9 protein-coding genes are annotated in these 13,763 nt (G+C 72.3%); 4 read left to right on the top strand and 5 right to left on the bottom strand.

What is annotated here, in order from left to right:
• Positions 1–59: 59 nt before the first annotated feature.
• Positions 60–2,456: a protein kinase gene (locus tag OV090_RS13795; RefSeq protein WP_267704082.1), complete on the bottom strand. Its 2,397-nt coding sequence runs from the start codon at positions 2,454–2,456 to the stop codon at positions 60–62.
• Between the two features lie 760 nt (positions 2,457–3,216).
• On the opposite strand from OV090_RS13795, the gene OV090_RS13790 reads away from it, so the two are divergent.
• Positions 3,217–3,972: a hypothetical protein gene (locus tag OV090_RS13790; protein WP_267704081.1), complete on the top strand. Its 756-nt coding sequence runs from the start codon at positions 3,217–3,219 to the stop codon at positions 3,970–3,972.
• Between the two features lie 4 nt (positions 3,973–3,976).
• On the opposite strand, the gene OV090_RS13785 is transcribed toward OV090_RS13790, so the two are convergent.
• The gene (locus tag OV090_RS13785) at positions 3,977–5,665 is read right to left on the bottom strand and encodes a metallophosphoesterase family protein (protein WP_267704080.1); all 1,689 of its coding nucleotides are present in this window, start codon (positions 5,663–5,665) and stop codon (positions 3,977–3,979) included.
• A 590-nt stretch (positions 5,666–6,255) separates the two neighbouring features.
• Here OV090_RS13785 and OV090_RS13780 point away from each other — a divergent pair.
• Together OV090_RS13780 and OV090_RS13775 are read left to right on the top strand one after the other, a co-directional pair.
• A complete protein-coding gene (locus tag OV090_RS13780) occupies positions 6,256–7,068 on the top strand; it encodes a hypothetical protein (RefSeq protein ID WP_267704079.1) in 813 nt (270 codons plus the stop codon).
• Positions 7,069–7,195: 127 nt separating this feature from the next.
• On the top strand, positions 7,196–8,845 hold the full coding sequence (locus tag OV090_RS13775; RefSeq protein WP_267704078.1) for a proprotein convertase P-domain-containing protein: 1,650 nt from the start codon (positions 7,196–7,198) through the stop codon (positions 8,843–8,845).
• Between the two features lie 249 nt (positions 8,846–9,094).
• Here OV090_RS13775 and OV090_RS13770 read toward each other — a convergent pair whose 3' ends face one another.
• Positions 9,095–9,325, bottom strand: coding sequence for a helix-turn-helix domain-containing protein (locus tag OV090_RS13770; protein WP_096333764.1), 231 nt, complete (start codon positions 9,323–9,325; stop codon positions 9,095–9,097).
• A 151-nt stretch (positions 9,326–9,476) separates the two neighbouring features.
• Between OV090_RS13770 and OV090_RS13765 the strand changes: the two genes are divergently transcribed.
• Positions 9,477–10,889 carry an amidase gene (locus tag OV090_RS13765; protein ID WP_267704077.1) on the top strand — a complete coding sequence of 471 codons (1,413 nt, stop codon included), beginning with the start codon at positions 9,477–9,479 and terminating at the stop codon, positions 10,887–10,889.
• Between the two features lie 488 nt (positions 10,890–11,377).
• Here OV090_RS13765 and OV090_RS13760 read toward each other — a convergent pair whose 3' ends face one another.
• Positions 11,378–12,235, bottom strand: coding sequence for an MBL fold metallo-hydrolase (locus OV090_RS13760; protein ID WP_267704076.1), 858 nt, complete (start codon positions 12,233–12,235; stop codon positions 11,378–11,380).
• A gap of 12 nt (positions 12,236–12,247) precedes the next feature.
• Positions 12,248–13,759, bottom strand: coding sequence for a UDP-N-acetylmuramoyl-L-alanine--D-glutamate ligase (gene murD, locus OV090_RS13755; protein WP_267704075.1), 1,512 nt, complete (start codon positions 13,757–13,759; stop codon positions 12,248–12,250).
• Positions 13,760–13,763: the final 4 nt, after the last annotated feature.

Genomic DNA, 13,763 nt, shown 5'->3' with positions numbered 1-13,763 from the left:
CGGCGGCTCCTGTCCACATTCGGGGGATCCCTGCCGGCGATCCTCCCGACCTCGATCGGTCAAGGCACCGCGTGCTTCGAGTCGGCCGCTCCGCCGTGCTCGCGCGCGCGGAGCCAGTCCCGCGCGACGCTGCGCCGGTGGGCGTCGCGGAGCACGATCGCGTCGTGCTCGGCGGCGTGGGCCAGCTCGAGCGCCCGCGAGCGCCGGTCGGGCGCGTGCTCCCACAGCGCCTGGGCGTACGACAGGCGGGTCCGGTAGCGGGCGGCCGAGTCGCCGACGCGCTCGCCGAGCTCGTAGGCCCGCTCCAGCTTGGCGAGGCCGCCGACGACGTCGCCGTCGCGCAGGTCGAGCAGGCCGGCGACGGACCGGTGCTCGGCGGTGCTGGGATGATCGGGGCCGATGATCGCGGTCCAGGCCGCGAGCGAACCGGCCAGCGACTCGCGGGCCTGCTCGTACTCGCCGCTGTCGAATTGCACGAGCGCGAGGTTGGCCAGCGACTGCAGCGTGTTGGGGTGCTGCTCGCCGACTGCCTCGCTGAAGCCGGCGATCGCCTCGCGGATCAGCGCCGCGGCCTCGGCGAAGCGGCGGCGCTCCTGCAGGTCGACGCCGAGGTTGCACAGCGTCATGGCGATGTCGGGGTCGTGCGTCGGCAGGGTCGCGCGGCGAAACTGCAGGTTCTCGCGGTGCAGCGCCTCGGACTCGTCGTGGCGGCCCTGGCGGAACCGCAGCACCGCCAGGTTGTTGCGCAGCTCGCCGACCAGTCGGCTGTGCGGGGCGATCCGGTCGAGCAGGGCGTCGGCCTCTTCGGCCATGCGGTCGGCGGTGGCGAACGAGTCGGCGTCGTGGGCCAGCACGTACACCTCCTTGATCATCGCCCGCGCCAGCACCTCCTCGTGGTCGCTGCGGGTGGCGGTGACGATGGCGCGCCACAGCTCGTTCTCGGCGGCCAGCGAGTCGCCGGACTCGGCCAGCAGCGTGCCGCGCCGCAGGTGGGCCTCGGCCAGCACCGGGCGGTCGTCGATCGCCTGAGCGGTGCGCACGGCCTCCTCGGCCAGCGCCAGGCCGCGCTGCAGCTGCCCGGCGCGCCCCAGCGCGTCGATGTGGGCCAGCTTGAGGCGCAGGGTCTCGACCTGCGTCGGCGCCGTCGGGTCGCGCAGGCCGTCGATCCGCTTCCACGCGTCGAGCAGCTGGGCCGGGTCGCCGCAGCTCGCCACCGGGGTCAGCGAGCGGACCGCGTCGACGGCGTGGATCACGATCTCGGAGTCGGCCTCGGCGAGCACCTCGACGCGCGCGGCCAGCTCGGCGCGCCGGCGCTGCAGGCACGACATGCGCAGGTCGAGCACCGAGTCGGACTGCTCGCCCTGGTGGTGGGCCAGGCACGCCTCCTGGTGCTCGGTCTTCCACTGCGACGCGTAGCCGTCGAGGGCGTCGCGGGTGAAGGTCGAGGTCTGGGCGGCGAACGGGAGGCCGGTGGCGAGGAAGGCCTCGTGCAGCGCGCGGTCGCGGCTGGGGTCCCACACGCCGGCGAGCTTGTCGTCGGCGCCCTGGCAGACGGGTGCGGTCTGCGTGACCATGAAGCCGGCGACGCCGAGGCCCAGCGCCGCGAGGCCGCCGGCGATCAGGCGCCTGCGGCCGCGCACGCGGTCGAGCTCGGCGAGCAGGGCGTCCATCGAGGGGAACCGGCGGGTCGGGTCGCGGGCGAGGCCCCGCATGGTCAGGTCCTGCAGCCACTGCGGCACCATTGACAGCACCGGGGGCGGCAGCAGCTTGCCGAGCAGGACGCTCTGTTTCAGCTCGTCGACGGTCTCGCCGACGAACGGCCGCCGGCCGAACAGCGCCTCGTAGAGGGCGACGCAGAACGAGAACTGGTCGCTGCGCGCGTCGGCCGGGACGCGCATGAACTGCTCCGGCGCCATGTACTTGGGGGTGCCGACCAGCGAGCCCATCGCGGTGAGGCGGGCCAGCGACGGGCTCGAGCGCGAGGCGCTCGGTGAAATCTGCTCCGGCAGCGGCGAGTCGGCCGAGCGCGCCAGGCCGAAGTCGGCGACGAACACCCGGCCCTGGCCGTCGATCAGGACGTTCTCGGGCTTGAAGTCGCGGTGCACCAGGCCGGCCGCGTGGGCCGCCGCCAGCCCGCGCCCGGCTTGCGCGAACACTTGCGAGATCTCCGGCCAGCTCCTCGGCTGTTCCGAGAGCCATGTCCTCAAGGTCTGGCCCTGCACGAACTCGAGGGCGATGAAGTCGAGGCCGCCCCACTCGCCCACGTCGTAGACCTGGACCACGTTGGGATGCGACAGCTGGGCCAGCGCCTTGGCCTCGCGCAGCAGGCGGGCGCGCGCCTGGCTGTGGTCGGCCCCCGGCGCGCGCAACAGCTTCAGCGCGACCTTGCGGTCGAGCGCCTCGTCATAGGCGCGGTACACCACCCCCATCGCTCCGGCGCCCTGACGTCCGAGCACGACATACCGCCCGATCCTTACGACCTCGCTGGGATCGGCGGTGGTGTCGTCGGAGGGGGACTCTGCATTCGTCGTGGACAGCAGCACCGACAACCCAAGGCTAGGATCGGATCGCAAAAGTAAGCAAGCGACTGCTGAAAAGCCGCTGGGCACAGGAACGAGGGTAACCTCGCTGGGGTCGTCGACCCGCCGAGGTGTGGGCCGAACGCCGCCATGGGGAATCGCATGAAATGCGGCGCTCGGAGGACGCCCGCATGACCCTCGCGGTATGGTGATTTGCCGGGCGGCGGGTGTATGCGCATTTCCGGGGCGCGCGATCGCAGCGCGGCGGCGGCCGCCGGAGCGGACCGCGGGCGATTCGACAGGGCGCGGCGGAGCGGCCGCTGTCGGCCACGAAACAGCGATAGCGCCGCGTGGTGGCCTTCGGAGGTCTCCCGTGGCGGGGCAAAGCCGGGCCGGCCCGCGGCTGAGGGGCCTGCCGCGGACGGGCCGTTCGCCGGGCGAGCCGCGCCGAATGTGCGTAGTCGACGGGGCTCCGGTCGCGCGAGGACTCGTGCCATTCGCGGGGGGCGGACCGGGCGCTCGATTCGCGGCGACCCGCGGGCCGTCGTCCCGGCGCGGACATGACCTGGCTCGAGAGACAGGTAGACGATCGGCCCCGGCGGCGAGCCGCAAGCGGCGCGGAGGGTGCGCTGCGGCGTCCGAACGCGGCCGGGTGCGGCGCCTTGCGCGGGGCCGCCCTTGTTGATATTGCCCGGATATGGACTTTCGCTCGCTTTTCTTGTTCGCCCTCGTCTGTACGTTCTCGACCGCCGCCGCCTGCACCGAACGCGATCCGCTGGACAGCGCGACGATGGCCGCGACCGGCGACTCGACCGGGGCGCCGCCCACCGACCCGCCCAGCGATCCGGTGACGACCACGGGCGACGCGCCGACGCCGACGACGGCGGTCGACACCGGCGACCCGACGGCGACGACCGGTTCGGTGCCGGGCGATCCGACCGAGACGAGTGACTCGACCACGGGCGACGCGCCGGTGCTGGTAGGGGAGTACTTGTTCGCGGTGTCGACGGTCATCGCGCCCGCGCAGCCGATCCAGTTCATCGCCACCAACGAGCTGATCGGCGCGCCGGGCCAGCAGACGCTGCGCACCGCGCTGCAGCCGCTCAGGCTCGATCAGGGCAAGGTGACGACGCCGCGCACCCCGATCGGCGAGCCGCTGGTGTTCTTCGGGATCCCGGTGGTCGACGGCATCTTCAAGGTCGACCTCGGGGTGGTGATGATCAGCGGCGCGGCCAACCCGATCACCGGCAGCGACATCACGGCCCAGCTCGCGCTGGTCGGCGAGTTCGTCGGCCCGGACTTCTACTGCGGGACGGTCGAGGGCGACCTGTTGGCGCCGCTGATGGCCAGCCTGAACGGCTCGACGTTCGCGGCGGTGCGCATCGACGACCCGAGCGACCTGCCGCTCGACGTGACGCTCGACTGCTCGGGCAACACGGCCACCGACCCCTGAGCGCTCACCCGTGCGGGGTGATGTCGATCTCGGGCGTGCTGCTGAAGAAGTTGTTGCGCTGCGGGTCCTGGTAGCGGGCGTAGTCGATGGCCCACGGGACGGCCTCGACCAGGCCGTCCTTGCTGGTGACGGTGAGCGCCATCGGCCGGACGTCGCGGTAGTTGCTGTCTTGCGGGAGGTCGTCGTTGCTGGCGCCGCCGGCCGAGAACAGGGTGAAGAGGCGGACGTCGGCGTCGCCGTAGTGGTTCTTGAAGCCGGCGTTGACCTTCTCGTGGCCGCGCACCAGCACGTTGCAGCCGATCCGCTGCATGAACTTGCGGAACTGCAGGCGGCCGAAGGCGAACCGCGCCGAGGCCTTCTGCAGCTCGTCGGGGACCATGTCGGCCTTGCTCGGGTCGCTCCACAGCATCTGGAAGCGGATGTCCTCGCGGTTGAGCGAGGCCAGGTCGGCCCACTTCTCGGCGATCATGCTGTCGCGCGGGATGCCGGCGTGGACGAACAGCATCTGGTCGAACAGCAGCATGTTCGGCATGGCGTCGAAGAAGTCGAGGAAGCGGCCGAACACGTCGGCGCCGAGGTGCGGGGTGAGGCTGTTGATCGCCTCGGCCGGACGGACGCCGCCGTACACCTTGCCCTGGTACTCGATGTAGTACTCGTGGTTGCCGCGCAGCACGAACACGTGGTCGGGGGCGGCGAGGAAGAGGTTCAAGATCGTGCGCAGGACGCCGTTGTAGCTGAAGCGCCCGCGGTCGATGTAGTCGCCGAGCAGGACCAGGCGGACGTCGGGGTTGTTGTCGGGGTCGGCCTTGAAGCGCCGGACCTTCTCGAAGAAGTTGCTCTGGTGGACGGCGGCCTTGAGGCACGAGTAGCAGCCGTGCAGGTCGCCCAGGACGATGAGCTCGTACTGACGGCCGGGCTTCGACGGCAGGACGTAGACGTGCTCGTCGAGGAACTCGTCGCCGCCGGCGAAGTCGGCCACGCTGGCGTGACCCTCGAGCCGGCCGCGGCCGCGGACGCGGTACTCCTCCCACTTCTCCTCGACCTTGTCGAGCAGCGCGAGGTCGGCCGCGAACTGCCGCTGCAACTGCGACGGGTCGGCCGAGTAGTGGTACTCGAACTTGGCGAAGAAGGGGTGGTTGTCCTGCGCCGGCAGGGCCAGCTGGATCGGCTCGCGGACCTCGATGCTGACGCTCTCGAGCGCGCTGTCGTCGAGGATCAGTTCGGCGCCCAGCAACTCGGCGAGGTCGTTGCGGAAGGCGGCCTCGTCCGGATGCACCTGGCCGTCGGCCTCGATGAAGCGGTCGACCACCTCGAGCAGGTGCTGCCGGTTGGCCTCGTCCAGCTCCTGGAACATCTCGAAGCAGCGCAGCTTGAGCTGCGAGACGACGAACCGCTGCGGGTCCTCGCCGTCGGCGACGGCCTCGGTCAGGAGGTTCTTGATCTCGCGGTCGATCTCCTGGAACCGCTGGACGTAGTGCTCGTGCTGGTTCTCGATCCGCTCGAACCGCAGCTCGGGGTCGAGCGGGCCGCCCTCGTCGATCCGCGCGGTCACCAGCTCGCGCAGGAAGGCGCGCACGAACGCCTTCTCGCGGATGTCGAACTCGCTGTCGATGTAGCCCAGAGTGGTGAGGTAGAAGATCAGGGCCTCGATCTGCTGCTCGGCGATGGCGGGATCGGAGTGGAGCTGGATCATGTGGCGACCGGCGCAACCATATCGCGGGGTCGCCCCCGACGCGGACCCGGGTGCTCCCGGGCATTCACGGGCCCTCGCGGCGCGGTCCCGCGCAGACGGGCTCGCGGACGCGGTTCGTCGCGCCAGGCGAGGCAGGAGTGACTTTACGCCGCGGGCGGCCGGCGGCGCACAGATCGAGCGGAGGCCGGAGGGCGCGCGACCGCGCCGGTCGCGGTCGCAGGGGGCGGCCGGGAGGATGTGGCTTTTGGGGCATGTCCTCGGGGACATGCACGGAGCGGCGTTCGCAGGGGCGCAGGGGCGACCCGAGCTTCGGGTCATGTCCGTACGGACAGGCGAGGCGGCGTCGCCGCGGTGGGGGGTGATGCGCGGATGTGCGATCTCCGCGAGGCGGGGCTTTGCCCGGCCGTATCCGTGTAAATGTGGGTCGAGGCTGGCGCGAGGTCCGGCCGCCGCGCCTCCGCAGGGCCGCTGCAGGGCCGAAACGCGGGATCCGGCGGCAATACCACGGCGAGCGACCGGGCCGCGGCGAAGGTCCGAGGAGGTAAGGACTCCTGCTGAGGTCGGGCGGCAAATCTGGTAGCGTTTGCGCCTTGCGCTGCCACGCGTACCTCATACGCAGCGAGCGCTACCTCGACATCGAGGAGGTCTTGCTGCAACAACTGGCCACGGCCAGCCGCGAACAGGTCCTGGACCTGATCGGGCGCGACTATCGTCGCGTCGAGCTGCTGAGCGGAGAGTGGCGCCTGCTGTTCACCCAGCCGCGCGTCCTCGAGGCCTACCGACCGACGATCGGCACCAGCCAGCGGCGAGTGGCGCGGATGATGGCCGCGCCCGACCAACTGGCGCCGCTGGTCAACACTCTGTGGCAGCACGAGATCCGCGACCGCTGGCGGGCGATCACGTTCGGGCTGCAGCACCTCACCTGCGCCCTGCCGCTGGCCTCCGGCCTGGTCGGGGCGGTGTTCGTCGAGGAGCCCGACCTGTGGCTGTCGGCCGAGCCGACGCACGAGATCCTGGCGATCCATCCCGACGTGTTCGCGCTGATCGGGACGCAGATCCGCAAGCTCGCCGAGGAGGGCGACTGGGCCCAGATGGCCCGCCTGGTCGCCGATCATTGTGACTCGTCGGTCGAGTTCACCAGCGACAAGTGGCTCGGGCTGCGCGAGCAGAGCGCCGCCAAGGCGCCCGCGCTGGTCCGCTACATGGACGGCTTCTTGACGCCGCCCGAGCTGCACGAGAGCGTGATCGCGGCGATGCGGCAGATGCTCGACGCGCACGTGCAGCCGAGCCTCGACGCGTGGCTCCGCGTCCACGCCGACCGGGCCCGCTACGCGCTGGTGTTCCGCGACATGCGGCGCGAGCACTCGCGGGCGTCGGCGCCGCTGCTGGTGGCGACCGGCTGACGGGCCCGCCGGGCGTCGTTCCGGCGCCATGAGGCCGAGGCCCGGGCTCCGCGGCCCGGCAGCGAACGGGTCCGGCGCGAACGGATTGCCGGCGGCGCGCGTGCGGCCTTCGTGCTTAGATGAGGCGATGCGGACGATCTCCGGGCGCGCCCTCGCCCTCGCGCTGGTCGCGGGCTGCGCCGACGACGTGGCCGAAGCGACAGGTGAGCCGACGGCCTCGGGCGAGGCGACGACGACGACGACGACCGACGCGACGACCGAGTCGACGACGCCGCCGCCGGTGACGACGACCACGGGGACGACCACCGGCGACGAGACGACCGCGACCGCCGAGCCGACCGTCGGACCGACGACGGGGGTGGTCGACGAGGCGCTGTGCATGCGCCTCGGCGGGCAAGCCGGGGCCTCGGCGCTGGCGGTGGGGATCGCCGGGCAGGTCGCGGCCGACGAGCGGATCAACGCCTACTTCCTCAACGCGCAGTTCGACGGCGGCCGCTTCCTCGACTGTCTCGTGGACCAGCTGGCGACGCTCGCCGGCTGCCCGGGCGCGACCTACACGTGCAAGGGGATGAAGTCGGCCCACACCGGGCTGGGGGTGTCGGCGATCGACTTCTCCGACTTCGTGGCCGACGTGGCGACTGCGCTCGACGACCATCAGGCCGGGCCCGCGCCGCTGCTGACCGACGCCGACAAGGTGACGTTGCTCGACGCTTTGGCCGCGATGGCGGGGGAGGTGGTCGAGGACGCGGGCGACGACGCGACGCTGTACCAGCGCCTCGGTCGCAAGCCGGGGCTGCAGGCGGTGGTCGGCTCGCCCGAGGCGCCGGGCTCGTGGCTGGCGGGGGTGATGGCCGACGCGACGCTGTCGGGGTTCTTCGCGGGGATCGACGAGGTGCGCTTCGGGACATGTCTCGTGAGACAGCTTGCGAGCGTCGACGGGCCGACGGTCTACGGCGAGGAGGTCGACCCGCCGCCGGGGCTCGAGCCAGGCGTGAGCGCGGCGACGCCGTGCCGGGCGATGCAGCCGGTCCACGCGGGGGTGAAGAACGAGATGCTCGGCGGGACGCCGATCACGTCGGCGGACTTCGTGGCGATGCTCGGCCACCTCGGCGTCGCGCTGACGAACGCCGCCGCCGACGAGGACGACGCGGCGGGGCTGCAGAAGGCGCTCCAGCCGCTGTGCGCGGAGATGGCGGTCGACCCGGAGAACTGCCCGGGCGCGACCGAGGTCGAGGAGTTCGCGCAGGTCGACCTCGGCGCGGCGATCGAGGACGGGTCTTATGACGGGACGCCGGCGACGATGGCCTGCGCGACGTTGACGGTGCCGGCGACCGGGTTCGACGTGGTCGCGGGGGTCGAGGTCGAGGTCGGGATCGACACCGGCTACGCGGGCGACTTGACGATCAAGCTGCTGTCGCCGGCCGCGGAGACTGTGACGCTGGTCAGCCGCCCGGGCCTCGACGAGGCCGCCGACGACGGCTCGGGCTGCAGCGGCGACAACTCCAACGTCAGCGCCGCGGCGCCGCTGACCTTCAGCCTCGCGGGCGAGAAGGACGCGGAGTCGATGGGCGACGGGCTCGGCACCGACGAGACGATCTGCGCCGACGACATGGCCTGCAGCTACACGCCGAACCCGGGCGCGGCGGTCGGGCCTGATCTGGCCAGCCTGGCCGGCTCGGCAGCCCCCGGCGAGTGGCAGGTGTGCGTCGGCGACAGCTGCGGCGGCTTCACTGCGACGCTGCAGCTGGCGCGCCTGCGGCTGACGCGAGGCAAGTGAGGTGCGCCGCCGGGGGCGGACGAGTGACGCGCGTCAGCGCGGCTGACTCGCGGTGAGCGAGGCGTCATCGCGGCAGCTCGGGCGCCGACTCGCGGCGAGTGAGGACCGGGGGCGAACGAGTGAGGCGCAGCAACTCATGCGCGCGCGGCTGACGTGGCCGGCCGCCGGGTGTGGCGTCACGGCGACGGGGGCCGAGGTGTCGATGCGGCAGGGCCGGTCGCGCTGGGGGAGGGCGCGGTCGGGGGCTGTTCAGGGGTCGTTGAAGGCGCCGGGGACGAGGCAGGCGGCCAGGTCGCTGCGGCGGATGAAGACGCTGCGTCCGAGCCGGACGGAGGGGATCTGGCCGCGACTGATGCGGTGATAGATGGCCTTGCGGCTGGTCTTGAGCATGGTCGCGACCTCGTCGACCGTGAGCAGGTCGAGCGCCGCGGCGTTGTCTGAGCGAGGCTTCGCGCTTTTCCTATCCCCACGCGGGACCATCGGTTCCCTCCCCGTTCCCCGAGGTCACGCTAACCCAAGCGCCAGCGGGAGCACAATGGCCGCCCGGGACGGCGTTGGCCGCCCCTGGGGCTCGCTTCCGCGAGGTTCGAGCTTGCTTCGCGGCGGGCGGCGGCGCAAGACTGCGCGGCCGATGTCGCTCGCCGAGCTCGTACACGTCTCTGCCCTCGAACAGGCGCGCCTGCTGCGGCGCCGCGAGATCCGCAGCCAGGAGCTGGTCGGCCTGTACCTCGACCGCATCGCCGCGCACAACCCCGCGCTGTCGGCCTTCGTGTCGGTGTTCGACGCGCGCGCGCGGCGGGCGGCCCGGGCGGCCGACGATGCGCTCGACCGCGCAGCGCGGCGCGGCGCGCCCGACTCGATCCCGCCCCTGCTCGGGGTGCCGATCGGCGTCAAGGACCTCAACTTCGTCCGCGGCTCGCGGACGCGAATGGGCTCGCGCGGGGTGCTGCCGCTGTACTCGCCGGTCGACGACGCGACGGTGGCCAAGCTGCGCGCGGCGGGGCTGATCGTGCTCGGCAAGCTGGCGACGTCGGAGCTCGGGGCCTTGCCGGTGACCGAACCGGACACGCACCCGCCGACGCGCAACCCGTGGGACCCGACGCGCACGGCCGGCGGCTCGAGCGGGGGTTCCGGCGCGGCGGTCGCCGCCGGCCTCTTGCCGTGGGCGCAGGGCAGCGACGGCGCCGGCTCGATCCGGATCCCCTCTGCTTTCTGCGGGCTCGTCGGCGTCAAGCCGTCGCGGGGGCGGGTCGCCAACGCGTTCGGCCGCGACGACCGCACGCTCCTCTACACCTGCGGCCCGCTGGCGCGCTCGGTCGCCGACGCGACGGCGTTGCTCGACGTGATGGCCGGGCTGACCGTCGGGCGGCCGCACTGGCTGTCCCCCCCGCCATGTCCTTATGGACAGATGACGGAGCCGTCGCCGCGCCTGCGGATCAAGCTGGCGGTCGACTCGCCGATCGCCGCCGCCGAGCCGGAGTGGGCCGCGGCCGCGCGCGTCGTCGGCTCGGCGCTGGCGGCGGCGGGGCACCGGGTCGAGGAGGTCGAGATGGCGCGCGGGTCGGTCGACGACTTCCTGCCGATCTATCAGCGCATGCTGGCCGACGTGCCGTGGGTGCGCGCGGACCGGCTGCAGCCGGCGACCCGGTGGTTGGTCGAGGCCGGTCGGCGGAACTCGCCGACGCTGGCCCACGCCGCCTACATGACGCTGCGCGAGCGGGTGCTGGCGTGGGTCGGTGACGCCGAGTTGGTGCTGACGCCCGCAGTGGTGGGACCTCCGCCGCCGATCGGGGCGTGGCGGGGACCTGACGGCGAGGCGGTGTTCCGCGCCTACGCGGTCTACGGGGCGTTCACTGCGCCGTTCAACATCACCGGTCAGCCGGCGGTCGCGCTGCCGGTGGCGAGCTCGCGCGAGGGCCTGCCGATCGCCGTCCAGTTGGTCGCCCCGGTCGGCCGCGAGGACCGTGTGCTGGCGGTCGCTCGCGAGGTCGAGGCGCTGTTCCCCGGGCGCCCGCGAGTACCTGTCTCGTCGAGCATGTCCTGACAGCCAGGTCTATTGGCCGCCTGAGGCGCCGTCCGTTACACCTGCCTGACAAAAAGTCGCGACGGAATCTCACAGGAATGCCGTGCGTTCCGACTGAGTCCGATCAGCATCTCGGTGCGTGATCTGCAAGAGACCACCGAGACGTGCGAGATCAAAACGGTGTCGGACATCGAGTGATCCAACACGCGGCCCCCCGCCGCTATCACGACAAAGACCTTATCGCGGAGAACGTGCCATGACCCCCCCCAATGCTTCCAAGCTGCCCCTTTACGTGCTGACCGGCGTCTACTACCTCATGACGGCGCCGCGCTCGGTCCGCAGGCTGCAGAAGAAGCTGCTTGCGCTGACTTAACGAAATCCCGCGGCGGCCGGTACGCCGGCCGTCACGGGCATGTGTCCGGGCGAACGCGCTGCGCCCTCGACGACAGCGCGACTCTTAACAATAGAAGAGAGCGGCCTCTGCCACCGCCCCCGATGTGACAGCGGTGTCAGGCCCAGTGGAGCTCGCCGACCATGGATGTCGCGGTGAACTTGCCATGGGCGTCGCGGGTCAGCTTGCTGGCCGCGACATCGGGATCGTGGGTGTAAAACACTGTCCCGTCGTCGGCGAGGATCTGGGCCAGCAAGGCCTCCTTCTCGTCGATCAGCAGCTCGGGGTAGCGGTCGTAGCCCATGGTGATCGGCAGGTGGACCCACGGGACGCCGGGCACGAGATCGCCCAGGAAGGTGACCGCCCCCTGCGGTGTCTCGATGCGTGCGAGCAAGAGGCCGGGTGTGTGCCCGTTGGAGACGGTGAAGGTGTAGCCGGGGCCGAGCAGCTCGCTGCGCTCGCCGCTGACGCGCTCGAGGCGCCCGGTGGCGAGGAGCAAGTCGGTGAGCCCCGGGATGAAGGAGGCGCGGTCACGCGGGTGCGGGTGCAGCGCCCGCTGCCAGGCGTCCTCGCCGACCACGTAGCTGGCCCGGGGGAACACCAGGGCCGGCGGCTGGCCGTCGGACCAGGCGGTGAGGACGCCGCCGGCGTGGTCGAAGTGGAGGTGGCTCAGGACGATGATGTCGACGTCCTCGGGCTTCACCCCGAGCGCGGCGAGCGAGTCGAGGAGGACGTGCTCCGACTCGACGACGCCGAACCGCTCGCGCAGCTTGGGCTCGAAGAAGGCGCCGATGCCGGCCTCAAAGAGGATGGTGCGGCCGCGGTCGTCGCGGACGAGGAGGCAGCGGCAGGCGAGGGAGATCCGGTTCTGCTCGTCCGGGGGGGCCCAGCGCTGCCACATGGCCCGCGGGACGTTGCCGAACATCGCGCCGCCGTCGAGCCGCTGGGTGTTGCCGCGCACGGAGTCGAGCCGCATGCGGCGGGTGTATCACTTCTCCGCAGGCAGCGCCCGCACCAGCCGGGCGAAGGTATCGCCCCGCTCGCCGTAATTCTTGAACCAGTCGTAGCTGGCGCACGCGGGTGAGAGGACCACCGCGTCGCCGGGCCCGGCGAGCGCGGCCGCGACCTCGACGGCCTCGGCCATGGTGCTCGCCCGGCGCGCCGGGACCACGCCGTCGGCCAGGGGATAGAAGGAGTCGGCCGACTCGCCGATGGCGACGAGCGCGCGGCCGCTGCGGCGCAGCAGCTCGCGCAGGGGCGTGAGGTCGTCGCCCTTGGCGCGGCCGCCGGCGATCAGGACGAAGGGGCGGTCGAAGCCGTCGAGGCTCGCGAGGACGCTGGCGACGTTGGTCGCCTTGGAGTCGTCGTAGAAGCGGACACCCGCCCGCTCGCGGACGAAGGTCATGCGGTGGGGCAGGCCGTGGAAACCCTCGAGGCCGCGCAGGCAGGCGGCGGGGTCGACCCCGAGGTGGCGGGCGGCGAGCAGGGCGAACAGGGCGTTCTTGCTGTTGTGGCGGCCGGGGATCGGCAGGGCCGCGCGCGGGAAGCTGTCGCCGCCGGGCAGGTCGAGGCTGTCCCCGGGGCCAGGTCCGACGATGCGCGCGCCGTCGGGGTCGTCGACGAGGACGAGGCGGCCGGCGCCGACGCGGGCCCGCAGGAAGGCGGTCCAGCCGTCGCCGGCGTCGAGCAGGGCGAGGCCGCCGGTGTGAAGGCCGGTGAACACGCGCGCCTTGGTGGCGGCGTAGTCGTCGAGGGTGGGGTAGCGGTCGAGGTGGTCGGGGGTGATGTTGAGGACCATCGCCACGTCGGTGGCGGCGTGCCCGAGGGTCTCGAGCTGGAAGCTCGAGCACTCGAGCACGAGGGCGTCGGGCGCGGGCGCCCCGGTGCGCAGGAGGTCGAGCAGGGCGGCGGCGAGCGGGACGCCGAGGTTGCCGCCGACGAACGGCTTCAGGCCGCCGGCGGCGAGCAGGGCGCCGGTGAGGGCGGTGACGGTGCTCTTGCCGTTGGTGCCGGTGATGAGGACGGTCGGCAGGCGGCCGAAGCGGGCCGAGGCGATCGCCAGAGACAGGCTCATCTCGCCGTGGACCCGGGCCTGCGGGGCGAACTGCTGCTGGGCCGCGCGGAAGCGCTCGGGCGGGACGCCGGGGCTCAGGACCATGAGGTCGACGCCGGCGAAGGCCCCAGCCGGGACGTCGGCGGCCCCGAGCACCGGCTCGACGCCTTCGGGGACGGTGGCGCCGGGGTTCTGGTCGTAGAGGCGGACGCGGGCGCCGAGGAATACCAGCAGCTCGGCCGCGGCCCGACCGCTGGCGCCGGCGCCGATGACGAGGGCGGTGCTGCGGGCGAAGTCGAGGTCTGACGGCGTGTCAGAGAGAGTCGGTGAGTCGGCGGTCGCGGGCGAAGCAGCGGCCGACGCGGTCGAGGGCGAAACGGCGACCGCCGACGCGGAGAGGCTCGCGTCGGCGGAGTCGGAGGGGGACGAGTTGTTGGCGGCGGTCACGGGT

It is taken from the genome of Nannocystis sp. RBIL2 (assembly GCF_026626745.1).
GTDB lineage: Bacteria > Myxococcota_A > Polyangia > Nannocystales > Nannocystaceae > Nannocystis.
This window is presented reverse-complemented; position numbering and strand designations above follow the sequence as displayed.

What these genes read in the sequence shown, in the direction of transcription:
- OV090_RS13790 (WP_267704081.1), top strand. Translation starts at nt 3,217, where the DNA reads ATGGACTTTCGCTCGCTTTTCTTGTTCGCCCTCGTCTGTACGTTCTCG.
- OV090_RS13785 (WP_267704080.1), bottom strand. Translation starts at nt 5,665, where the DNA reads ATGATCCAGCTCCACTCCGATCCCGCCATCGCCGAGCAGCAGATCGAG.
- OV090_RS13770 (WP_096333764.1), bottom strand. Translation starts at nt 9,325, where the DNA reads ATGGTCCCGCGTGGGGATAGGAAAAGCGCGAAGCCTCGCTCAGACAAC.
- OV090_RS13760 (WP_267704076.1), bottom strand. Translation starts at nt 12,235, where the DNA reads ATGCGGCTCGACTCCGTGCGCGGCAACACCCAGCGGCTCGACGGCGGC.
- OV090_RS13775 (WP_267704078.1), top strand. Translation starts at nt 7,196, where the DNA reads ATGCGGACGATCTCCGGGCGCGCCCTCGCCCTCGCGCTGGTCGCGGGC.
- OV090_RS13765 (WP_267704077.1), top strand. Translation starts at nt 9,477, where the DNA reads ATGTCGCTCGCCGAGCTCGTACACGTCTCTGCCCTCGAACAGGCGCGC.